The sequence below is a fragment of the Bradyrhizobium ferriligni genome, from assembly GCF_056837965.1.
Genome location: NZ_JBXEJO010000014.1, coordinates 1 through 20,121, shown reverse-complemented (window position 1 = coordinate 20,121; position 20,121 = coordinate 1). Strand labels below are relative to the sequence as shown.

The window sequence follows — 20,121 nt, the reverse complement described above, 5'->3', positions numbered from 1 at the left end:
CCGGGGTTTAAAATTTGGTGCAATACACGCGTAAGTATTGCGGCATAGCGAGCGCAACCGCAACGCCGCAATAGGTCGTAGCTGCCTCACTTGCAGCTTTGGCCTCACTTGAGGTCGGCGATGGTGGCCGGTCCCGGACCCGGCGTGATCAGCGTCGGCCACTGCTTGGAACCGAACGGCACCAGCGGCGGCAGGAAGGCGGTCATGCCGCGCTTCTTGGTCTCGGCGATGATCGCCTCGCGCGCATCGCCCCCCATCAGCTCATAGTCCATCAGGTGATAGCTGCCGAAGAACAGCGCGCCGACCGAGCGATCGGCGATAATCCGGGTCAGCGACTCCAGCATGTCCGACGGCGTCGTGGTGAAGGAGATCGTCTCGATCAGCATCAGGCGGCTGTTGATGGCGTCAGGCCCGAAGAACTGCGCCAGCACGCTGAAGATCACGTTGTTCTGCCGCGCCACATAGATCGTGTTGCTCGCGCCATAGGTCTTGTCCCAGTCGGCGCCGAGTTGCGACTTCCAGTCGGCCATGACCGTCATCCAGTGCGCGACCTGGGTCTGCGCGGCCCAGGCGACGTTCTTGGCGAGCAGCGGCGCCTGCTTCTTGCCGAACGCCTCCAGCGTCGCGAAGGGGATCGCGCCGGCGGTGAGGCATTCATCCATGAAGGCGATGTTGTTCTTGAGGATGGCGCGGTTGTTGTCGCGCCAGTCCGCCTGCATCGGCGTGGCATCGAGCCCGTCGAGCGCCGACTGCATCCGGCTGCGATAGGCCTGCATCGACCCGCGCCATGCCTTGTCGTCGGGATTGTTGACATAGGGGCCGACCACCTCGGCCAGCGCCATCGTGCTGTGGCCGACCGATTTGAGCAGCTGATAGACGATCGGCACCTGCGGCGCTTCGGTCGGCGGCTTGCCCGGCCGGTACAGGATCAGACGGCCGCCGGCGCCGGAGAACAGGCCGAGGATCACGGGGTGTTTGTCGAGGATGTTCTTCTGGAAGATCCGCGCCGCATCGCCATAGAGCTCGAACATGCCGGTGTTGAGCGCGAGCACGTCCTTGGTCGCGACGTCGGCCGGCGTTGATGAGGTCTTACCGGAGATCGGCCCCATATAGTCGGGCAGCGACTGGGCCAGGGCTGTGCCGCCGCTGCCGAGTAGCAGCGCCAGCGCGGCGGCCAGGCCAAAGCGATTGATCATGTGATGCTCCTCGAAGCCTCGCCTGTGTCGAGGCCGGGTGCGGCCGCGCGACCATTGGCGGAATGCGCAAATGCTTGGACACAATGAACTGGGAGAGTAGAGAACCGGCAGACCGGATCCCGCGTGACACAGCACGACGCGGGCGGTGCCTACAGCTAAGCGACGAATCGGCGGCTGTCCACACCCGGACATTGCGGGCTTGCCTGCGCCAAAAGACCCAATGGTGCGGCGTTCGGCCCGGTGCTATGTGGCGAACAGAATCAATTTTATTTTTTGGATTTTTGCGTGCTCAACGGACTTTACAAGGTCGAGTACGGCATCAACGGCGCATTCGGCCGCAGCATCATGTGCATGCATGACGGCAAGATGCTGGGCGGCAATTCGGCCTTTGCCCATCTCGGCACCTATCAGGTGACGGAAGGCGAGATCGCCGCCGAGGTGATCACCGAGCGCCACAATGACGATCCGAACTTCAAGCCGCTGATGGGCGCCGACGTCACCGTCATCAAGGTGCGCGGCAGGAGCGAGGGTTCCACCATCCTGCTCGAGGGCAAGGCCGACGCCATGCCGGACGGCGTGTTCTGGGCGAATTTGGCGCCGCTCGACGACGAGGCCTTGCCGCCGCGCGGGGCAGTCGGTCCCGGCGGCATCGTCAACGGACTGTACTCCATCCATCTCCGCGCGCTCGACGGTGTCGACGCCGGGCTTACCGGGGTCATCTTGCTGATGGACGGCCGCATCCTCGGCGGCGATGCGTTCTTCTACTATCTCGGTTCGTATTCGTCCGCGGATGGCCGCTGGCGAGGCGAGATCGTCAACCAGGAGCATACGCCGGCGAAGGGCGAGTACCCGGTGTTCGGCGGTTATGAAGTCGGCATCGGCTTTGCCGGTTCGTGCCGCGCGGACGGTGCCGAGCTCGAAGGCATCGCGCTGGCCGGCAAGCGCAGCCTTCGCCTGTCCGCCGAATTGCGGCTGATGCGCCGCGCCTGACTAGAGGTCCGTCAATCCTTGATCAAAAGCACGCCGCCGATGATCAGCGCGATGCCGGCCAGCCGTGACGCCGACACAGGGTGCTGCGCCAACCCGAACAGGCCAAAATGGTCCATCGCGATGCCCGCGAGCATTTGACCCGCAACCACCAGTGCCAGCAGGGTCGCGGCGCCGAGTGGCGGCAGCAGCAGGATCATCAACAGGATGAAGATGCCGCCGAGGACGCCGCCACTCCAGGCCCACCACGGCACAGCCGTCACCAGCTTCCAGGACGGCACCGGCTCGCGCGTCGCGACCAGCACGACCGCCATTGTCACGAGCCCACCGAGATAGCTGACGAGCCCGGCCCAGGCCGGCGAGTTGAGCGCGGACCTGAGATTGCCGTTCAGGACCTGCTGAACGGCGACGCAGATGCCGGCGCCGAGCGCGAGAAGATAGAGAAACCAGACTTGCATAAGATGCCCCAAAACCGATCATCGAACCGCTTCATGTCATATTCGATTGGCAACGATCGTGGCATGCATGAAACGCGGCACGAACCTGCGGAATGGGCTTCCACCCAGGTCCCAGATCGAATAAGAGGCCGCAAACCCTCAGTTCCCAGTCTTAGAGCATGATCCGCCTCGATAACGTCTCCAAGCAAGTCGGCCACCAGATCCTCTTCATCGAAGCCTCCGCCGCGCTCCAGAAGGGCGAGAAGATCGGTCTCGTCGGGCCGAACGGCGCCGGCAAGACCACGCTGTTCCGGATGATTTCGGGCCGGGAAATCCCGGACGAGGGTCAGGTCTCGCTCGATCGCGGCATCTCGATCGGCTATTTCAGCCAGGATGTCGGCGAGATGTCCGGCCGCAGCGCGGTCGCCGAGGTCATGGATGGGGCAGGGCCCGTCAGCGTGGTCGCGGCCGAGCTCAGGGAACTCGAGGCCGCGATGGCCGACCCCGACAAGGCCGACGAGATGGACGACATCATCGCGCGCTATGGCGAGGTGCAGCATCAATTCGAGGAACTCGACGGCTACGCGCTCGACGGCCGCGCGCGCGAAGCGCTTGCGGGGCTCGGCTTCAGCCAGGAGATGATGGACGGCGACGTCGGCAAGCTCTCCGGCGGCTGGAAGATGCGGGTGGCGCTGGCGCGCATCCTCTTGATGCGTCCGGACGTCATGCTGCTCGACGAGCCGAGCAACCATCTCGATCTCGAAAGCCTGATCTGGCTCGAGCAGTTCCTGAAGGGCTATGAGGGCGCGCTGCTGATGACCTCGCATGACCGCGAGTTCATCAACCGCATCATCAACAAGGTGGTCGAGATCGACGCCGGACAGCTCACCACCTATTCCGGCAATTACGAGTTCTACGAACAGCAGCGCGCGCTCTCCGACAAGCAGCAGCAGGCGCAGTTCGAGCGGCAGCAGGCGATGCTCGCCAAGGAGATCAAGTTCATCGAGCGATTCAAGGCGCGCGCCTCGCACGCAGCCCAGGTGCAGAGCCGGGTGAAGAAGCTCGACAAGATCGAGCGGGTCGAGCCACCGCGGCGGCGGCAGACGGTGGCGTTCGAATTCCAGCCGGCGCCGCGCTCCGGCGAGGATGTCGTCAGCCTGAAGAACGTCCACAAGGCCTATGGCAGTAAGCGCATCTATGACGGCCTCGACTTCATGATCCGTCGCAAGGAGCGCTGGTGCGTGATGGGCATCAACGGTGCCGGCAAGTCGACGCTGCTGAAGCTGGTCGCCGGTTCAACCGAGCCCGACGACGGCGCGGTCGCGGTCGGCGGCAGCGTCAAGATGGGCTATTTCGCCCAGCATGCGATGGACCTGCTCGATGGCGAGCGCACCGTGTTCCAGTCGCTGGAGGATGCGTTTCCGCAGGCCGGCCAGGGCAGTCTTCGCGCGCTCGCCGGCTGCTTCGGCTTCTCCGGTGACGACGTCGAGAAGAAATGCCGGGTGCTGTCGGGCGGCGAGAAGGCGCGGCTCGTCATGGCCAAGATGCTGTTCGATCCGCCGAACTTCCTGGTGCTCGACGAGCCGACCAACCACCTCGATCTCGCCACCAAGGAAATGCTGATCAACGCACTCGCCGAGTTCGAAGGCACGATGCTGTTCGTCTCGCACGACCGGCATTTCCTCGCCGCGCTCTCCAACCGCGTGCTCGAGCTGACGCCTGACGGCATCCACCAATATGGCGGCGGCTACACCGAATATGTCGCGCGCACCGGCCAGGAAGCGCCGGGACTGCGGAGCTAGCTCAAGCTCTCCACCGAGCGCAAAACGCCTCGACATCGCCTGACTGGAATTCCGGCAGGCGCTCCCAAATGGTCTCAGCCGGCCAGTTCCACCAGGCGATCTGCGACAGCTCGGCGGCGATCTTGCGGTTGAACCGCTCCTTGATCGGCCGGGCCGGCACGCCGCCGACGATGGTGTAGGGCGCGACATCGCGCGAGACCACCGCGCCGGCCGCCAGCACCGCGCCGTCTCCGACGGTGACGCCGGGCAGCACGATCACGCCGTGGCCGATCCAGACGTCGTTTCCGATCACGACGCGATCCGCGCGTCGGTTCCTGAAGAAGTCATGATCGCGCTCGGCGGAGGCCGTGTAGTATTCCGGGCAGTAGGTGAAGCGATGCTGGGAGGGGCGCTCGAGCGGATGATTGGGCGCACCGATCCGAACCTGCGCCGCGATCGCGCAGAAGCGGCCGATCACCGCGTCGGCGACCATGCAGCCGCTGCCGAGATAGGAGTAATCGCCAAGCTCGGTGTATTCGATCGCGGTGTCGCCGAGCACTTCGCAGCAACGTCCGACCTTGACCTCGCGCAGCTTGACCGTCGGCTCGATGACGGTTTCGGCAATCTTGGGGCGGGTCAGGCTCGGTGCGTTCATAGCGTTGTCCTCGATGCGACGAGCCGCTTCAGTCGCACAATTTCTATGACGGAGAGATGACAGGAGGAGGCCGGATCTAACGCCCGGCGAGGCGGGCGATGGTCTCGATCTCGTTGGTCCAGATGCCGCCGGAATAGCTTTCGGGCAGGCGCCGGAACAGATCGACATCGTCGATCCCGGTCGAGAATTCACCGCCCTGATAAGGCCCGAGCACGAAGACCGCGCTGTTGGCCGTGGCCATGCGGTTGAGGAGGCGGTCCGGCCATCCCCAGAGCCAGGGCGCGTAGTTGATCGGCACCAGCACGATGGCGTTGCGGCAGGCATCGGGCACGATGCCGGTCCAGCCATAGCCGATATAGCGGACGAGGCAACTCTTGAGCGCCGCGCGCGAAATGGTCCGGGTCTCCGGCGAAAGCCGCCGGATCGTCTCGATCGGCTCGTCGCCGCCATAGACCATGATCAGCTTGCGCCGTTCGGTGGGGAGCCGGTTCAAGACCGTTGCGAGCTTCTCGCCCTCGGCGGGATCGCGGCTCTTGACGTTGATCAGGAGCCGGCGATCCGGAAAGGTCTTCAGCACCTCGTCCAGCGACGGCATCAGGCTGATGCCCTTGCCGCGGAACGGGAAGGTCTTGCCGCCATCGGCGGTGTAGCCATAGCCGATATCGAGCATCTTCAGCCGCGCCATCGGCTGTTCGCGGGTGATGCCTTGGCCGTCGGTGCGGCAATCGACGGTCCAGTCGTGAAACACCGCGAACTCGCCGTCGGTCGTCGGATGGACGTCGAGCTCGACGATATCGGCGCCGCGCTCGAAGCTCGCCCGCATCGAGCGGATCGTGTTCTCGAGATAGTCGTGGGTCGGCGGCAGCATGCGCGCCGCGGTGCAGGTGTCGTTCTTGAGGTCGCGCTCGTCGAAGCGCTGCGCCATGCCGCGATGGGCGAGCAGCACCGGCTTGCCGCCGGCATGCGTTGCGAGAAGGCTGGTGTTGTTGAGGTAGATTGCGGCGGCTACGGCAACGATCGTCGCTGCCGCGTATTTCAGTTTCCTGCCCAAGCGACTCGGTTCCTTGCTGGATCGACGCTCCGCCTAGGGGGCGTTTTGGGTCGATTTGCGGCGGCCTAATCCTTCAAGCCGTCGATTGCGGCAATCGCCCGCACCATCGCGTCCTGGAGCGCCGCGCTGTTGGCGGGATTCGACTGACGGCCGCGGCCGGGATCGTCGAAATCGTGGGTGGCACCCGGATAAACCACGACGTCGATCTTGCTGCCGGCAGCAACGGAGCGGCTGGCGACGTCCCGGCAGCGGTCCGGCGATACTTCCTCATCGTCCGACCCGAGCAGCATCGTGATCGGTGCACCGGACTTGATTGTCTGCGCCAGCAGGGCCGCCGGCCCGCAGCCCGGATAGAACACGAGCGCGGCGCGATAGCCCGACGTCGCCGCGCCCTGCCGCTGCATCACGTTCAGCGCCGTGCTGCCGCCGTTCGACCATCCCTGCAGGAAGATGCGATTGCCATTGATCTCCTTCTGGCTGCGCAGCCAGCTCAGCGCGCCCTCGGCGTCGAGCGGCTGCACGGTCTTTTCATTGACGTCGGTACGATCGGGATCGTCATGCGTGAAGCGCCCGAAGCCGTGCGCCTTGCCGCGCGGGCCAAAACTGTCCGGCAGCAGCGCGACATAGCCGTGGTCGGCCCAATACTGTCCCCACATCGCGTGGCGCTTCGACAGGCTGCTGGCGTTGCAGGCCGCGGACGGATTGGTCCGCGACACCAGCGTGCAGCCCCTGTTGACATTGATCGAATAGGGCCCGCCGCGGCCGTGCAGCAGCACGATGGCGGGGTGCGGGCCCGGCGTTTGCGGCCTGAACAGGTAGCCGACGATCTCGGTCTTGCCGTCGGCGCTCGGAAAGAAAACGGTGTCGGGCGCGGCTGTCGCTGCTGTCGGCAATGTCGTGAGCATCAGGAGGACGATCGGAATCGCGCGATGGGTCATTCCCGCAGCATGAGCAGGATTTCGGATGAATTGCGGCATGGCCGTTTCCTGCCAGCAATGCAAAGCCGCATGGCGTGCTGCGCGGCGCTCCGCTTGTGGGGTTAGGCACCGCCCGCTACGCTTTACAAAAAACCGGGAGCGAAACAACCATGAAGCAGATCAGGATCGGCGACATCACGATCGACGCCGTGATCGAGCGCGAAGGACCGTGGCGGCGGCCGCAGGATTTCTTCCCGACCTACAACGACGACGTGTTCAAGCATCACCTGAAGACGATGGAGCCGGAGGTCTTCGACGCCGCGCGCGGCATGATGGTGATCACCTACCAGACCTTCGTTGTGCGGACGCCGCGCTACACCATCCTGGTCGATACCTGCACCGGCGAGGACAAGGGGCACCCGCCGCCGTTCGACTTCCCCGGCAAGGAGCGCTGGCGCAATGAGCTGTTTGCGCTCGGCATCTCCTATGAGCAGATCGACTATGTGTTCTGCACCCATCTGCACATCGACCACACCGGCTGGAATACGACGCTGCGCGACGGGCGCTGGGTACCGACCTTCCCGAACGCGAAATACGTCTTCCACAAGGGCGAATATGCGGCCTGGGAGGCCGAGAACGCCAAGGGAGCCAATCCGCCCGGCACGGTGTTCCGCGACAATTGCCTGCCGATCGTCGAGGCCGGGCAGGCGCTGCTGGTCGACGACGACTATGCGCTTGACGACACCGTGACGCTGACGCCGACCCCGGGCCATTCGCCCTGCCATTGCTGCGTCAATATCTTCTCGAAGGGCCAGCGCGCGGTGGTCGCGGGCGACCTGATGCACCATGCGATCCAGTGTCGCGAGCCGGATTGGTCGGCCAAGCCCGATTGGGACCCGAAGCAGTCGGCACTATCGCGGCGGAAGTTCTTTGCCTCGGTTGCCGGGACCGACACGCTGATCCTGCCGATCCATTTTCCGACCCCGACGGTCGGCCTGATCAAGGCGGACGGCGATCGCTTCGACTATCGCTTCAAGCGGGAGTAGGCGCGGCGCGGTCGTCAGCAGGTCAAGGTCAGCGTGCTGCGCGGGTCTTGTGCTGAGCCTGGGTCAGAAATCGTTCCAGATCGGCGCACAGGCGATGCGCCATTTCCTCGTCGATCGCAAACGTCGCGACGGTGCCGGCGCAGTCGATCTCGATGGTCCCGCGCAATGGTGCGGCGGAGGCGGTCGATACCGCGATGTTGGTCGCTCTCTGCACGCTCATGTAGTCAACTTTCCTTCAGGCCTGACGCCGCCAATCCTCATTTCGGCAATTCCTATTTCGGAACGACGGGACGTCCCTTTCGCCGTCGCTCTTCGATGAATCGCACACCGATCTCGGCGCCGTCGACGCGAACCAACTCGCAGCGGCGGAAGGCCAATCCGCGCGAGGACAACACCAGGAAGAACTCCTGCGCCTTCAGCACATCGAGCGTTCCGTCGACCTCGAGCCGGGCGCCGCTCTGCGAGACGTCGAGCAGGATGCAACTCCGCCGCCACGTGCCGTCGACCCCCATGAGATTGACGGGATAGCGCGTCTCGAGCCTGACGCGTTCCGCCCTGCGGTCACCATATGTCATTGCATCACTCACACCGCCCGGGAGCGCTTCGCGGTCAGCTCGCTAAGCGAACCAAACCGGATCGTGCGCTGCGCGTTGGATAGCGCCAGTCCTTCAAACATGTCCCGTGCGCGCTGCAGCTCATCCGGTGCAACCGTCAGCCCGGCCTTCCGGTAGCTGACGATGGCAGCCGTCGTGTTCCAGTTCAGTCGCGATGCGCGGCAGGCGATCACGAGTCCGCTGATGTCGGCGGCTTCTATCAGCGGTGTGATCGTCTCGATCGGAACGGTTGCAAGCTGCGCCAGCGCCGCAACGACGTTGCGGACCTCTCGCCTGATCGCGAAACGGTTGACGCTGGAATCGTTCAACTGCCCGGTTCTGTTCAAGGCCAGCACGGTGGCCCGCGCCTCCGCATAGTCGATCGTGGCTGGTGGGGTCGCGGAGGCGCGGGCTGCGCTTGCGTCGATCGCAGCGCGGATCGCGTCCTGAATGTCGGGGCATGCGCGTTTGAGTAGTCGGGCCTGTTGGCGCGGCGTGGATCGCATCACGAGGTCGACAAGAACGCGGTGGGGCAGGTCGCTGCGCGATATCAGCGCGTCGGCGATGTCGTCGTCGCGCTCGGCGGCATCGACCATCATGGCGAGGCCCGCGCTGGTCAGATCAGCGCCGGGATTGCGCGCGAGGACTCGAAGCACGCTGCTGTCGCCTCGCAGCAAGAGAATGTCCGTGAGCTCCGCATTGACGGCCTTGCGTCCCGCAATCGCGCAGAGATGTCCCTCGGCCCGCATCCAGGCGATGTCGATCAGGTCGGCATCGGGGAGGCATTCGCATTTGCGCAGGATCGGAGCGGCGACATCGGCGTCGTCATGGTTGGCCAGACGGCGCGCGAGTTCCCGCGGCACCAGGCGCAAATCGGCGAGCGAGCGGCTGAGCGTGGTCAGGGTCCGCAGTTCGACGCTCTCGGTCAGACGGACCAGGATGCCGTCGAACATCTCGACGTGGTGCGCGCTGAGGCGGTGAGCGTCGTCGAGAAACATCCCGGCCACCTCCTGCAGCATGCGCGTGCGGAGGTCTGGGGAACCGGCTCTCAAGACATGGTCGAGCTTGGCAATAAGATCGGGCGAGGCAATGACTGTCATTGCGGTCTCTAAAATGGTCCGCGACGAGGAACATCATCGTTCCCAGTGCCAATCTGCTCCTCGAATCTTTAATAGGGGTATAGAAATTGATGGGGAGGATCGATCTCGGCGGTGGATATCCCGCTAAAGACTATCGAAATTCGGCAGCCGCGTTACATTGCCGGATTGTCCGGTTCGACGAACGGACCGCATTTTTCCTGATTGAACCTATTGGACGATTCGCATTTTGTGCATGGAAGTTATTGATGAGGCCGGCGCGCAAGGCGCCGCGTCGCGCGCAATTTTTAAAGAGCATTTCACAGGAGCGGTCATTTGACGGCGCCATTACCGGTGCCGAGAGTCTTTCGTTTTGACGATGTCGATGCATTCCGGAGTTCGATCCGAAATCTGGATGTTGATTTCACGCCGCTTGCGCGGAAGATTTCGGCCGAGCAGGTCATCCTGAGTTTGCCGGGATGCGAGCTCAACTACACGCAGTCGTTTCCGCGGATCGTCGACGCGCAGCTTGCGCCGCAGACCACCGCGGTCGGCTTCACGATGGATGACGGGGTCCCGATCCGCTTCAACGGCGTCGAGCGCGATCGCGCGGTCATTGTGCTCGGTGGCGGCGGCGCGTTCTACTCGTCGGTGGAGGAGACGCCCCGGCAATATGCCTCGGTGATGTTTACGCCGGAGATTGTCGACCGCGGCTGGCCGCAGGCGGGTCTTCATTTCAGCATTCACGAAATTTCTCAACGCGCGCAGGATCGGCTGCGTGAAGTGGTAAGGCACATCCTGCTCGTGACCTCGCAGCCGACCGACGATGCCCCGTTCGCCAGCGGCGAGTCGATCAAGGAGACGCTGCTTGCGGCGATCGACAACGCCTTCGCCGAGATCGTGCCGGCCAAGTGGACGACGCGGGCCAACACGACGCGCCAGTTCAAGGTCTTCAACGACGCGCGCGCAATTCTGGCAGGCGACGTGGCGCACCCGATCTACAGCGGCGAACTCGCCAGGCAGATCGGCGTGTCGGTGCGCACGCTGCATGATGCCATCCAGCGCTACCGGGGCATCAGCCTGCATCGCTATTTGCGGTTGCGCCGGCTCTGGCTGGTACGCCAACAACTGCTTGCCGGTGCGCCGAGCGTCAAGACGTGCGCGCTGGCTTACGGATTTTGGCACCTGAGCGATTTTTCGCGCAGCTATCGGTCGCAGTTCGGGGAAGCGCCGTCGGAGACGCTGGCCGCCTCGCGCCGTCCGGGCGTCACCCACGCCGATCCGTCCCGCAGACACAGTTCGTAACCATCGATCTGAACGGAATCTTAACGACCGCCGACGAGCCTGTGGGTACGATTTCACCAGAGGCGGCCTGATGTATCCCCGGAGATTTGCGCGTGTTCGTCCGAGCGGATGCGTGTCCAGTGTGGTCAAGCTCCAGCTTGAACCGAAGGCGCCACTGATCGAATGCCGGCTGGTGGACTATTCCGCCGGCGGGGCCTGTCTGGAATTCTCGAAGCCGGTCGATCTGCCCGAACGTTTCGAAATGTTTCACGGCAACACCAGGAAGCGTTGCCGGCGGGTCTGGCGCAGGGGCGTGCGGGTCGGCGTTTCGTTCTGAGGGCGCCCGCCGTCAGGGGCGATCCACCGGCCAATAGCCGTTCGGGCCGCGCCCTGCGCGACCCGATGGTTTGTCCCGATTGAAGTCTGTTCCCGATGAGGGGTGAAAAGGGGTCGGCGAGGGGCTCAGGCGCCGCTCTGGCACTTCTTCATGAACGAGGTTTTGGCCGCGCCGGCGAGCTTCTTGCCGTCGGAGCCGACCGCCTTGCTCTCGCAGGTATCCGTGGTGCACTTCTTCATGAACGAGGTCTTGGCCGCGCCGGCCAGCGGCTTGCCGTCCTTGCCGACCGCCTTCGTCTCGCAGGAGGCGTCCTGTGCAAATGCCGAACCGGCGGCAAAGGTCGCGATCACGGCCGCCAAGAAAATCCGCTTCATCTGGGTTCTCCCTAAACCAAACCAGTGGCCGGATTGGATACGGGATTCTTGGCCCGATCAAGTTCCCATGGCCGATTTTGTCGATAAAATACCCCGATCAGATCAAGGAAATTCCGCGTGCGGCGCGGAACAAAATCGGGGAAGCGCGGAATGGAATTCGAGACGCTGGTACAGTCACGCAAAAGCGTGCGCGGGTTCAAGAAGCAGCCGGTGTCGCGGGCGACCGTCGAGGAGATCATCGAGGTGGCCAAACGCGCGCCGTCCTCGATGAACACCCAGCCCTGGCATGTCCACGTCCTGACCGGGGCGCCGCTGGAGGAAGTGCGCCGCCGCAACATGGACGAGATGGTCGCCGGCGCCAAGGTGAAGCGCGACATCGTCAGCCATGGCGAGTACCAGGGCGTGCACCGCGGCCGGCAGGTCGACATCGCCAAGAAGCTGTTCGGCGCGATGGGGATCGCCCGCGACGACAAGCCGATGCGGCAGGATTGGGTGCTGCGCGGCTTCCGTCAGTTCGATGCTCCGGTGTCGCTGGTCCTGACCTACGACCGGATCCTCGATCCCGGCGCGGTCTGCCATTTCGATCTCGGCGCGCTCTGCTACGGCATCGTGCTTGCAGCCTGGGATCGCGGCCTTGGCAGCGTGATCAACGGCCAGGGCATCATGCGCTCCGACATCGTGCGCGAGGTCGCCAACATCCCGGAAGACGAGGCGATCATGACCTGCGTCGCGATGGGCTATCCCGACGACAGCTTTGCCGCCAATGCGGTGCGCTCCGACCGCGAGGCCAACAACGATTTTGTCCGCTACGTCGGCTTCGCCGATTAGCGCCGCGTCGATCGTTTGCTCAGGGACAACAACCTCGTGCGGCGCGATCGGCTGCTCGATGCATGGGCGTGTCCGGCGCATTTGCGTATGCACCGACCACGCCGCGGGATATTGAATTCCGCGCAGTGAAACCATCGCGCGAGCGTGAGCGCGGCTGCGCGTTTCCGCTATTCCCGCCGATAAAAAATGCGCTACTGGTTTTTTGAAACCCAACAGCGCAGGCGAGGAATCTCAGATGAGCGATGATGAACAGACAGCCATGATCCGCGAGACCGTCGCGAGATTCGTCGATCGCGAACTGATCCCGCTCGAGCCGCACTACCTGAAATCGAAGCTGCCCGGCAGCGATCACCCCGAGCTCACGTCGGAACAGCGCAAGCGGCTGCGCGACGTCTCGAAGGAACTCGGCCTCTGGGGCCTCGATGCACCCGAGGATCTCGGTGGCCACGATCTGCCGACGCGCACGATGGCTGCGGTGCACGAAGAACTCGGCCGCAGCTGCGTGCCGTTCGTGCTGCCGCCGGACTCGCCGAACCTGCGCATGCTGCAGGCGGTCGGTACCGAAGCGCAGAAGAAGAAATATCTGCAGCCCTATATCGAGGGCCGGATGGCATCGGCGATTGCGATCTCCGAGCCCGGCGCCGGCGGCGATCCCGCGGGCATGAAGACGCGCGCGGTGCTCGAAGGCGAAGAGTGGGTGCTCAACGGCCGCAAGATCTGGATCAGCAACGCACGCGCCGCCGACTTCATCATCGTGATGGCGCGGGTCGGCAACGATCAGCGTCAGGGCGGCATCACCTCCTTCATCGTCGAGAAGGGCACGGCGGGCTTCATCATCGAGCGCGAGATCCCGATGGTCGGCGGCGGCTCGACCTACGAGATCGTGTTCGAGGATTGCCGCATCCCGAAGGACTCCGTGCTGGGCGAGGTCGGCAAGGGCTACGCGCCGATGCAGCTGCGCTTGCGCACGCGGCGGCTCGAGATGGGATCGACCTGCGTCGGCATCACCAAGCGTGCGCTCGACATGATGTGCGAGCACGCCAAGCAGCGCGAGACGTTCGGCGTCAAGCTCGCCGAGCGCCAGGCGATCCAGTGGTGGATCGCCGATATCTCCACGCGCATGCATGCGTGCCGGCTGATGGTGCGCGAGGCCGCCGACAAGACCGACCGCGGCGAGGACATCCGCCACGAGGCCTCGATGATCAAGGTGTTCGCGACCGAGATGGCCTATGACGCCTGCGACCACGCCATGCAGACGCTCGGCGCGCTCGGCGTGACGCTGGAATTGCCGCTCAACGCGCTGTGGCAGAAGGCGCGCCTGATGCGGGTGTACGAAGGCCCGAGCGAGGTGCATCGCCAGGCGATCGCCCGCCGCGTGCTCGGCCTGCGCGGCGGCTAGACGGTTCGTCAGCCGTGACGGGCGGGGCCGTGCCCGCCATCACGTCAGGCCGCCCGCACGTCGGACAGGAAGCGGTTGACCTGGCCGGCGAGGTCCTTGGACTGCGTCGAGAGCTGTTCGGCCGCGCCCAGCACCTGGTTCGCGGCGCCGCCGGTGTCGTCGGCGGCGCGCTGCACGCCGGAGATGTTGGAATTGACCTCCTGCGTGCCGCGCGCGGCTTCCTGAACGCTGCGCGAGATCTCCTTGGTCGCTGAGCCCTGTTCCTCGATCGCGGCGGCGATCGCGGTGCCGATCTGGTCGATCTCGGTGATGACGTCGATGACGCTGCGGATCGCCGTCACGGTCTCGTCGCTCGCGGTCTGGATCGCGGTGATTTGCTCGGAGATCTCCGTGGTTGCCTTCGCGGTCTGGCCGGCCAGCGACTTCACCTCGGACGCGACCACGGCAAAGCCGCGGCCGGCCTCGCCGGCGCGGGCCGCCTCGATGGTGGCGTTGAGCGCGAGCAGGTTGGTCTGTGCCGCGATGCTCTGGATCAGCGTCACGACGTCGCCGATCTTCTGCGCGCCCTCGGCCAGCGAGCGCGCGGTGTCGCCGGTGCGCCGGGCATGGTCGACCGCCCGCGCGGCGATCTCGGTCGAGGTCGCGACCTGACGGGCGATCTCCGAGATCGAGGAGGTCAGCTCCTCGGTCGCGCTGGCCACCGTCTGAACGTTGGTCGAGGTCTGATCGGATGCCGCGGCCACGACGGCGGCCTGGCGGTTGGTGGCGGCGGCGGTGTCCGACATCGATTGCGCCGTCTCCTCCATCACCGAGGATGCCGCGGACAATCCGCCGACCAGCTCGGTGACCTTGGCTTCGAAGGTGCGGGTCAGGTCGTCGAGCACGCGGGCGCGGCGCATCTTGACGTCGTTCTCGGCTTCCTTCTCGGCCGCGAGGCGATCGGCTTCGATCTTGTTGTCCTTGAACACCTGCACGGCGGCGGCCATCGCGCCGATCTCGTCCTTGCGCGCGGCGCCCGGAATCGTCTCGGCGACTTCGCTCGCGGCGAGGCGCGACATCCGGCCGGTGAGGGCGGCGATCGGGTTGAGGATGCGGCGGCGGACCATGACGATCAGGCCGGCGCTGACGGCAACGACCGCGAGCAGCCCGATCAGCGCCACCACGAAGCTGAAGCGCGCCGACGAATAGGCGCTCGCAAGGCCTTGCTCGGCATTCTCGTAGAACGCGTCGCGCACGGTGATGATGGAGGCGAGGCCGATCTGGGATTCGGCATAGTAGGTCTCGACGTCCTGCTCATACTTGCCGGAGATCGCGCCTTCCTTGGCGAGCTTCAGGGCCTTGCCGAAACGCTCGACATAGTCGGCCTGCATCTTGCCCAGCGCCGTCAGGACATTGGCCGATGTCGCCGGATTGTTGCGCAACTCCTGCAGCGTCGAGAGGATCTGCTCGGTGTGGCCGGTGCTGCGGAACAGCTCCAGCTTTTCCTGTTCGGTCGCGACGCGCTTGGCGCCGACCAGCGCCTTGTGCAGGCTGGCATTGAGGCCGCCGGTGTCGCGCAGCGTCCAGGCGACGTTGGCGTAGCTGGCCTGGCGGTAGGCGTTGCCGTCAAGGCCGGCGAGGCGGCGCACCTGCTCGTCGAGCAGCACGGTGACGCCGGCGTTGAAGACGGAGTTGTCGGCGACGATCCTGGTTGCCGCCGGGCGGCGGGCGTCGACCGGACCTGCGATCGCCTTCTCGATGGCGTCGCGGAGCGCGGCGAACTTGGCCTTCAGCGCATCGATCGCGCTCGCAACCGCTTCGCCGTCGTCGAGCGAGCCGGGCAGCGTGGCGCGGACCTGATTGACCTTGGCGAGCGCGCCGTCGGTCAGCTTGCGCAGCTTGTCGAGATCGGCGATCTGCTTCTGGTCGATCGCGCCGGTGCTGAACAAGAGGTTGGTGGACATGCCGCGCTCGGAGTTCATGTAGCGCGGGATGTCGCCGACGGCGCGGACGATTTCGAGCCGGCTCTGCGCGGTCGAGATCTTGTCCATGGTCTGGTACTTGGTCACCGCGACATAGGCCGCCAGTCCGCCGCCGACCGCGGACAATGAGACGATCGCGGCCGTCAGGAGAGTACCGATTTTCATGGGATGCGCGCCATTCTTGACGTGAGAGGGGAGGCCTCAACCGTAGCGGGCGTGCATTAAGCTTGGGTTTATGATGCGGGAGCCGCCGCAACGGTCCCGGCCGTTTGGTCCGAAAGTCGAAGGTGTCACGTCGCCCGGCCGCGCGTGGCGGCAGGGCGTGACACATCAGTGCTCGTCGTCGTCAGCGCCCTTGGCCGCGGGGCGATGTTGGGTGGCGCCGTTCGAGCCCGCTTCGCCGCAGGGGAGCTGGTTCCAGGTGCCATCGGCGGCCTGCTGATAGGCCTGGCAGCCGGACGACGTGGTGGTGGTGGATTTTTCGTCGGCCTTTTGCCGCTCGGTGCTCTTGCCCAGCGCAGGCGTGGCAACGGCAGCGATGGCTGCGAGCGAGCCTGCGAAAACCAGCTTTGCGATCCGCATGTCGGTTCCTCCTTCTCGAAGCGAAAACATATCCAGAAAACAAATCTGGCGATTTTTGGCCACGGCGAAGGGCCTGCGACGAATTGCTTAATGCCGGCGAAGCGGGCCGGAAGGCCGGTTAACGCTTGTGCGCGGCGGCTCGCCGCGCGCCGCACCGCAGGACGCTGCTGCCTCACCGTGCTAGGATCGGCTTGTCATGACCCACCGCATTCTCGTGTTCTACGGCTCCTATCGCTCGGATCGCATGGGCATCCGGCTGGCGCATTTCGTCGTCGACGGCCTTCGTGCGCGCGGCAACGATGTCGAGTTGATCGATGCCAAGGAGGTCGGCCTGCCGATGCTCGACCGGATGTACAAGGAACATCCCAAGGGGCAGGCGCCGGCCGTGCTCGAAACGCTCGCCGGAAAAATCCGCGACGCCGACGGCTTCCTGTTCGTCACCGGCGAATACAATTGGGGCATCCAGCCCGGGTTGAAGAACCTGACCGACCATTTCCTCGAGGAATGGTTCTGGCGTCCCGCGGCGATCGCAAGCTATTCGGCCGGGCGGTTCGCCGGCGTCCGCGCCGCGACCGCCTGGCACGGCACGCTGTCCGAGATGGGCATGGTGGTGATATCGAGCACGATCGGTGCGGGACCGATTGCGCAGACGCTGTCGGCCGAGGGCAAGCCGATCGGCGAGGCCGGCAAGGCGCTCGAACGCGCCTTTCCGCGTTTTGCCGACGACTTTTCCTGGTGGATCGAAGCCGCCAAGGCACAGCGGGCGCGCAAGGCGCCGCCATACTGAGCGCAGGTCTACCAATCCCGGGAGTTTCGCGATCATGAGCCTCTTCACATCGCCGTTCGATCCCGCGCGCGAGACAGCCTTGGTGACCGGCGCGGGCAACGGCATCGGCCGCGCCATTGCGCAGGCCCTGGTCGGCGAAGGTGTGCGGACGGTGTTTGCCGATCTGCATGAGGACAGGGTTCTGGCGGCGATCAAGGCCGCGCCGCGTCCCGAACTCGCGGTCGCGTGGGCCGGCGATCTCGCGCAGCGCGCGGCGTGCGACGCCCTGCTGGCGCATGCGCAAGCCATAGTCGGGCAGGTGACCCATTTCGTCCACAGTGCCTCGCCGCCGCGCCGCGAAGTCGATCATGCGATGGCCGTCGATGACGAGACCTGGCGGCAGATGCATGCGGTCAATCTCGATGCCGGCTTTCATTTGTCGCGCGAACTGGCGCGCAGGCTGATCGCATCGAAGACGTCGGGCTCGTTCCTGCTGCTCACCTCGCTGCACGCCGGCACGCCGCGCAACCTGCCGCATTACTCGACCGCGAAGGCCGGCATGGCGATGCTGGTGAAGGAGCTTGCCAAGAGCTGGGGACGCTATGGCATCCGCGTCAATGCGCTGGTGCCCGGCGCGATCGCGGCCGGCGGCTTCGTCGCTGATCCCGCGCTGGCAAAGCACATTCCGCTCGGACGGCTTGGCCAGGCGGACGATCTCGCGCCGATGGCGCTTGCCGTGCTCTCGCACAAGCTCTCCGGTTACGTTACCGGGGCGTCGATCGTGGTCGACGGCGGCCTGTCGCTGACCAACTGGTTCGCGCCGCCGGAGCTCGATTGAGGATTTTCGTCTGACGCGTTTTCTTCACGCGAACCGGTGCCCATCCCGCATCAAGTGCGGGACAGGCTCCGCTCGAAACGCTTTCTATTCCTTCGTCCTGATGTAGCCCGCGAGGCGCGTCTTCTGATCCTGGCACCAGGTCGTCATGCTGCCGGCACGGCGCTGATCGAGGTCGGTGGTCTGGGTTGCGATCGCGACTTCGGTCATCAGGTCGTCGGCCTGCTTCTCGCCCATCTTGCCGCCGGTATGCATGAAGGCGATCGCCTTGCGCACCTTCTCGGTGGTGCCGTCGGGCAGATGCATGTCCTGCGCCCGCTGCACGAGGTCCTGATAGACCAGATCGGTGCCGGGGCACTCGACCTTGGCGGCAAAGGCCTGCAGCACCATCGTGACATAGGCCGCGCGCGGATCGGCATGGGCAGGGGTTGCTGCGACAATCAGGCCGCCGATCAGCAGAACGTAACGCATGAATTTCCTCCGGAGGTTTTGGACGTTTTTTGTGAGGCTAGCGTCCAAGGGAACCGAGTGCAACCGGCAGGACACACTCGCGGAAAGAACCGATCAAACAGACGTGTTCCAACCTGGGCTGCCACGATTTAAGCACGATTTCGGCAGCATGTGGCACAAGTTGACGCAGGGGAGAATGATCGTGTCAAAGTTGGGGCTTGCTGCGGTGCTGGTGGGATCGCTTGCGCTTGGCGGGTGCATGCAGGCGACGCTGTCGCCGGCGACGGATGTCGCGATGACGTCGCGCGATCGGCAATTGCTGGCGCATCCGCCCTATGCGGACGCCAAGATCCCGCAGCAGTTCCAGCGGCACATTGTCGAGTATACCCGTCGGGAGCAGCCGGGATCGATCCTGGTCGATACAGACGCGCGCTACCTCTATTACGTGCTGCCCGGCGGCAAGGCGATCCGTTACGGCGTCGCCGTCGGCGAGGAGGCGATGGCCTTCTCCGGCGTCGCCACCGTCGGCCGCCTGGCCGAGTGGCCGGATTGGGTTCCGACCCAGGATATCCAGGAGCGGCTCGGGCCGTATCCGAAGCGTGTCGCCGGTGGACCGGCCAATCCGCTCGGCGCCCGCGGCATCTACCTCTACCAGGGCAACAAGGACACGCTGTATCGCATCCACGGCACCAACCAGCCCGAATATATCGGGCAGGCGATCTCGTCGGGCTGCATTCGCATGACCAATGGCGACGTGATCGACCTCTATCAGCGGGTCAAGCCGGGTGCGACCGTGGTTGTGTTGCCGCCCGGACAGAGCGCGTAATTCGAATACGAAGCGTATTGCGGCCGATCGCGTTATCGCGATCGGCCGCACGCTTTTTTACCGGTCCGTCAGGCTTCAACGCAGCGGCATCGGCGGCCGAACCACCGGGCCGCCATCGTCCGCGTCAACAACCGAGGACTGCTGCTGCACCGGCCGCGGTGCCGCAACCGCCTGCGGGGCGGCGGCGGGCGCTGGCAGCGGCGCTGCTGCTGTGGGCGGTGGAGGCGGCGGGATATAGGCCTGCGCCGGCCGGCGCACCGGTGGCGGCGCAACGGCGGCATGCGGCGCCGCCTGTGGCGTGACCGCGGCGCGCGGGCGCGGCGGGGCGACCGGCCGCGGCTCGACGGCCCTGGTCTCGGTAGTCTTCGCGACGCGCTGTGCCAACTGATCCTGGCTGGCCTTGAGCTGATCGATGCTGGTCTTCAGCTGCTCGATCTGTTGTCCCATCGACGTGAGATCGCGCGCCATCGATTGCAGCAACTGCGTCTGGTCGGGCGTGGCTGCTGCTGGTGCCGCCGCGGTAGCGGGCGCAACCGGCGTGGCCGCTGCTGCCGGTGTTGCGGCGGCGGCAACTGGTGCTGCGGCGGGGGCGGGCGCAGTTGTGGCGGGCGCGGCCCTGTCTCTTATACACAACACCAATCCCACCCCACGAGACCTCTCTTCATCTCCTATCCCCTCCTTTGCTTGAAAAATAACCTGCGCGTTGAACATTTGATTAACACTATTTTGAATGCTCTGAG

Annotated in this window: 22 protein-coding genes and 1 pseudogene; 10 read left to right on the top strand and 13 right to left on the bottom strand. The window is 65.0% G+C overall.

From position 1 onward, the window contains the following. Positions 1 to 104 precede the first annotated feature (104 nt). Positions 105 to 1,196 (bottom strand): hypothetical protein, encoded by a 1,092-nt coding sequence (locus tag AC1VNY_RS10475; RefSeq protein WP_482405082.1) that lies wholly within the window; start codon positions 1,194 to 1,196, stop codon positions 105 to 107. Positions 1,197 to 1,481: 285 nt separating this feature from the next. Between AC1VNY_RS10475 and AC1VNY_RS10470 the strand changes: the two genes are divergently transcribed. Next, positions 1,482 to 2,186, top strand: coding sequence for a GrlR family regulatory protein (locus AC1VNY_RS10470; protein WP_482405081.1), 705 nt, complete (start codon positions 1,482 to 1,484; stop codon positions 2,184 to 2,186). An 11-nt stretch (positions 2,187 to 2,197) separates the two neighbouring features. Here AC1VNY_RS10470 and AC1VNY_RS10465 read toward each other — a convergent pair whose 3' ends face one another. Next, positions 2,198 to 2,641, bottom strand: coding sequence for a DMT family transporter (locus tag AC1VNY_RS10465; protein WP_482405080.1), 444 nt, complete (start codon positions 2,639 to 2,641; stop codon positions 2,198 to 2,200). A 158-nt stretch (positions 2,642 to 2,799) separates the two neighbouring features. On the opposite strand from AC1VNY_RS10465, the gene AC1VNY_RS10460 reads away from it, so the two are divergent. Continuing rightward, positions 2,800 to 4,422, top strand: coding sequence for an ABC-F family ATP-binding cassette domain-containing protein (locus AC1VNY_RS10460; RefSeq protein WP_146984261.1), 1,623 nt, complete (start codon positions 2,800 to 2,802; stop codon positions 4,420 to 4,422). A gap of 1 nt (position 4,423) precedes the next feature. On the opposite strand, the gene AC1VNY_RS10455 is transcribed toward AC1VNY_RS10460, so the two are convergent. From AC1VNY_RS10455 to AC1VNY_RS10445, 3 genes are all read right to left on the bottom strand, one after another. Further along, a complete protein-coding gene (locus AC1VNY_RS10455; protein ID WP_411784942.1) occupies positions 4,424 to 5,056 on the bottom strand; it encodes a DapH/DapD/GlmU-related protein in 633 nt (210 codons plus the stop codon). 76 nt (positions 5,057 to 5,132) lie between these two features. Then, complete coding sequence (locus tag AC1VNY_RS10450) at positions 5,133 to 6,107, bottom strand: glycerophosphodiester phosphodiesterase family protein (protein ID WP_482405079.1); 975 nt, start codon at positions 6,105 to 6,107, stop codon at positions 5,133 to 5,135. Between the two features lie 65 nt (positions 6,108 to 6,172). Beyond that, complete coding sequence (locus AC1VNY_RS10445; RefSeq protein ID WP_482405078.1) at positions 6,173 to 7,084, bottom strand: dienelactone hydrolase family protein; 912 nt, start codon at positions 7,082 to 7,084, stop codon at positions 6,173 to 6,175. Positions 7,085 to 7,194: 110 nt separating this feature from the next. Here AC1VNY_RS10445 and AC1VNY_RS10440 point away from each other — a divergent pair, with 110 nt between their 5' ends. Then, positions 7,195 to 8,070 carry an MBL fold metallo-hydrolase gene (locus AC1VNY_RS10440; RefSeq protein ID WP_482405077.1) on the top strand — a complete coding sequence of 292 codons (876 nt, stop codon included), beginning with the start codon at positions 7,195 to 7,197 and terminating at the stop codon, positions 8,068 to 8,070. A gap of 28 nt (positions 8,071 to 8,098) precedes the next feature. Here AC1VNY_RS10440 and AC1VNY_RS10435 read toward each other — a convergent pair whose 3' ends face one another. Genes AC1VNY_RS10435 through AC1VNY_RS10425 form a run of 3 tightly spaced genes read right to left on the bottom strand, consistent with a single transcriptional unit; the run spans position 8,099 to position 9,616 of the window. Further along, on the bottom strand, positions 8,099 to 8,290 hold the full coding sequence (locus tag AC1VNY_RS10435; protein ID WP_038383774.1) for a hypothetical protein: 192 nt from the start codon (positions 8,288 to 8,290) through the stop codon (positions 8,099 to 8,101). Positions 8,291 to 8,342: 52 nt separating this feature from the next. Continuing rightward, on the bottom strand, positions 8,343 to 8,645 hold the full coding sequence (locus tag AC1VNY_RS10430; protein WP_016843942.1) for a PilZ domain-containing protein: 303 nt from the start codon (positions 8,643 to 8,645) through the stop codon (positions 8,343 to 8,345). Positions 8,646 to 8,653: 8 nt separating this feature from the next. Then, on the bottom strand, positions 8,654 to 9,616 hold the full coding sequence (locus AC1VNY_RS10425; protein WP_482405076.1) for a DUF2336 domain-containing protein: 963 nt from the start codon (positions 9,614 to 9,616) through the stop codon (positions 8,654 to 8,656). A gap of 459 nt (positions 9,617 to 10,075) precedes the next feature. On the opposite strand from AC1VNY_RS10425, the gene AC1VNY_RS10420 reads away from it, so the two are divergent. Together AC1VNY_RS10420 and AC1VNY_RS10415 are read left to right on the top strand one after the other, a co-directional pair. Next, entirely contained in the window at positions 10,076 to 11,044 is a 969-nt protein-coding gene (locus tag AC1VNY_RS10420) for an AraC family transcriptional regulator (RefSeq protein ID WP_482405075.1), read from the top strand. Positions 11,045 to 11,114: 70 nt separating this feature from the next. Next, a complete protein-coding gene (locus tag AC1VNY_RS10415) occupies positions 11,115 to 11,360 on the top strand; it encodes a hypothetical protein (protein WP_482405074.1) in 246 nt (81 codons plus the stop codon). Positions 11,361 to 11,485: 125 nt separating this feature from the next. Here AC1VNY_RS10415 and AC1VNY_RS10410 read toward each other — a convergent pair whose 3' ends face one another. After that, complete coding sequence (locus tag AC1VNY_RS10410; RefSeq protein ID WP_482405073.1) at positions 11,486 to 11,734, bottom strand: hypothetical protein; 249 nt, start codon at positions 11,732 to 11,734, stop codon at positions 11,486 to 11,488. A gap of 150 nt (positions 11,735 to 11,884) precedes the next feature. On the opposite strand from AC1VNY_RS10410, the gene AC1VNY_RS10405 reads away from it, so the two are divergent. Both AC1VNY_RS10405 and AC1VNY_RS10400 read left to right on the top strand, forming a co-directional pair. Continuing rightward, positions 11,885 to 12,562 carry a nitroreductase gene (locus AC1VNY_RS10405; protein ID WP_482405072.1) on the top strand — a complete coding sequence of 226 codons (678 nt, stop codon included), beginning with the start codon at positions 11,885 to 11,887 and terminating at the stop codon, positions 12,560 to 12,562. A gap of 235 nt (positions 12,563 to 12,797) precedes the next feature. Beyond that, on the top strand, positions 12,798 to 13,961 hold the full coding sequence (locus AC1VNY_RS10400) for an acyl-CoA dehydrogenase family protein (RefSeq protein WP_304500013.1): 1,164 nt from the start codon (positions 12,798 to 12,800) through the stop codon (positions 13,959 to 13,961). Between the two features lie 44 nt (positions 13,962 to 14,005). Here AC1VNY_RS10400 and AC1VNY_RS10395 read toward each other — a convergent pair whose 3' ends face one another. Beyond that, on the bottom strand, positions 14,006 to 16,087 hold the full coding sequence (locus AC1VNY_RS10395; RefSeq protein ID WP_482405071.1) for a methyl-accepting chemotaxis protein: 2,082 nt from the start codon (positions 16,085 to 16,087) through the stop codon (positions 14,006 to 14,008). Positions 16,088 to 16,252: 165 nt separating this feature from the next. After that, the gene (locus AC1VNY_RS10390) at positions 16,253 to 16,504 is read right to left on the bottom strand and encodes a hypothetical protein (RefSeq protein WP_038383778.1); all 252 of its coding nucleotides are present in this window, start codon (positions 16,502 to 16,504) and stop codon (positions 16,253 to 16,255) included. Between the two features lie 196 nt (positions 16,505 to 16,700). Between AC1VNY_RS10390 and AC1VNY_RS10385 the strand changes: the two genes are divergently transcribed. Both AC1VNY_RS10385 and AC1VNY_RS10380 read left to right on the top strand, forming a co-directional pair. Continuing rightward, a complete protein-coding gene (locus AC1VNY_RS10385) occupies positions 16,701 to 17,291 on the top strand; it encodes an NADPH-dependent FMN reductase (protein ID WP_018271357.1) in 591 nt (196 codons plus the stop codon). 34 nt (positions 17,292 to 17,325) lie between these two features. After that, positions 17,326 to 18,108: an SDR family NAD(P)-dependent oxidoreductase gene (locus AC1VNY_RS10380; protein WP_482405070.1), complete on the top strand. Its 783-nt coding sequence runs from the start codon at positions 17,326 to 17,328 to the stop codon at positions 18,106 to 18,108. Positions 18,109 to 18,192: 84 nt separating this feature from the next. On the opposite strand, the gene AC1VNY_RS10375 is transcribed toward AC1VNY_RS10380, so the two are convergent. Then, a complete protein-coding gene (locus AC1VNY_RS10375) occupies positions 18,193 to 18,576 on the bottom strand; it encodes a hypothetical protein (RefSeq protein ID WP_482405069.1) in 384 nt (127 codons plus the stop codon). A 175-nt stretch (positions 18,577 to 18,751) separates the two neighbouring features. Between AC1VNY_RS10375 and AC1VNY_RS10370 the strand changes: the two genes are divergently transcribed. Beyond that, positions 18,752 to 19,381 (top strand): L,D-transpeptidase, encoded by a 630-nt coding sequence (locus AC1VNY_RS10370; protein ID WP_016843930.1) that lies wholly within the window; start codon positions 18,752 to 18,754, stop codon positions 19,379 to 19,381. Positions 19,382 to 19,456: 75 nt separating this feature from the next. Here the strand turns inward: AC1VNY_RS10370 and AC1VNY_RS10365 are convergent. Next, positions 19,457 to 20,121 (bottom strand): annotated as a pseudogene (locus AC1VNY_RS10365) (hypothetical protein); the annotation flags it as partial.

Excerpts from the sequence above, each read along its gene's own strand:
- AC1VNY_RS10435 (WP_038383774.1), bottom strand. The coding sequence starts at position 8,290 with ATGAGCGTGCAGAGAGCGACCAACATCGCGGTATCGACCGCCTCCGCC.
- AC1VNY_RS10370 (WP_016843930.1), top strand. The coding sequence starts at position 18,752 with ATGATCGTGTCAAAGTTGGGGCTTGCTGCGGTGCTGGTGGGATCGCTT.
- AC1VNY_RS10405 (WP_482405072.1), top strand. The coding sequence starts at position 11,885 with ATGGAATTCGAGACGCTGGTACAGTCACGCAAAAGCGTGCGCGGGTTC.
- AC1VNY_RS10385 (WP_018271357.1), top strand. The coding sequence starts at position 16,701 with ATGACCCACCGCATTCTCGTGTTCTACGGCTCCTATCGCTCGGATCGC.
- AC1VNY_RS10460 (WP_146984261.1), top strand. The coding sequence starts at position 2,800 with ATGATCCGCCTCGATAACGTCTCCAAGCAAGTCGGCCACCAGATCCTC.
- AC1VNY_RS10440 (WP_482405077.1), top strand. The coding sequence starts at position 7,195 with ATGAAGCAGATCAGGATCGGCGACATCACGATCGACGCCGTGATCGAG.
- AC1VNY_RS10475 (WP_482405082.1), bottom strand. The coding sequence starts at position 1,196 with ATGATCAATCGCTTTGGCCTGGCCGCCGCGCTGGCGCTGCTACTCGGC.
- AC1VNY_RS10425 (WP_482405076.1), bottom strand. The coding sequence starts at position 9,616 with ATGTTCGACGGCATCCTGGTCCGTCTGACCGAGAGCGTCGAACTGCGG.
- AC1VNY_RS10375 (WP_482405069.1), bottom strand. The coding sequence starts at position 18,576 with ATGCGTTACGTTCTGCTGATCGGCGGCCTGATTGTCGCAGCAACCCCT.
- AC1VNY_RS10400 (WP_304500013.1), top strand. The coding sequence starts at position 12,798 with ATGAGCGATGATGAACAGACAGCCATGATCCGCGAGACCGTCGCGAGA.
- AC1VNY_RS10380 (WP_482405070.1), top strand. The coding sequence starts at position 17,326 with ATGAGCCTCTTCACATCGCCGTTCGATCCCGCGCGCGAGACAGCCTTG.
- AC1VNY_RS10445 (WP_482405078.1), bottom strand. The coding sequence starts at position 7,084 with ATGCCGCAATTCATCCGAAATCCTGCTCATGCTGCGGGAATGACCCAT.
- AC1VNY_RS10455 (WP_411784942.1), bottom strand. The coding sequence starts at position 5,056 with ATGAACGCACCGAGCCTGACCCGCCCCAAGATTGCCGAAACCGTCATC.
- AC1VNY_RS10390 (WP_038383778.1), bottom strand. The coding sequence starts at position 16,504 with ATGCGGATCGCAAAGCTGGTTTTCGCAGGCTCGCTCGCAGCCATCGCT.
- AC1VNY_RS10410 (WP_482405073.1), bottom strand. The coding sequence starts at position 11,734 with ATGAAGCGGATTTTCTTGGCGGCCGTGATCGCGACCTTTGCCGCCGGT.
- AC1VNY_RS10465 (WP_482405080.1), bottom strand. The coding sequence starts at position 2,641 with ATGCAAGTCTGGTTTCTCTATCTTCTCGCGCTCGGCGCCGGCATCTGC.
- AC1VNY_RS10430 (WP_016843942.1), bottom strand. The coding sequence starts at position 8,645 with ATGACATATGGTGACCGCAGGGCGGAACGCGTCAGGCTCGAGACGCGC.
- AC1VNY_RS10395 (WP_482405071.1), bottom strand. The coding sequence starts at position 16,087 with ATGAAAATCGGTACTCTCCTGACGGCCGCGATCGTCTCATTGTCCGCG.
- AC1VNY_RS10415 (WP_482405074.1), top strand. The coding sequence starts at position 11,115 with ATGTATCCCCGGAGATTTGCGCGTGTTCGTCCGAGCGGATGCGTGTCC.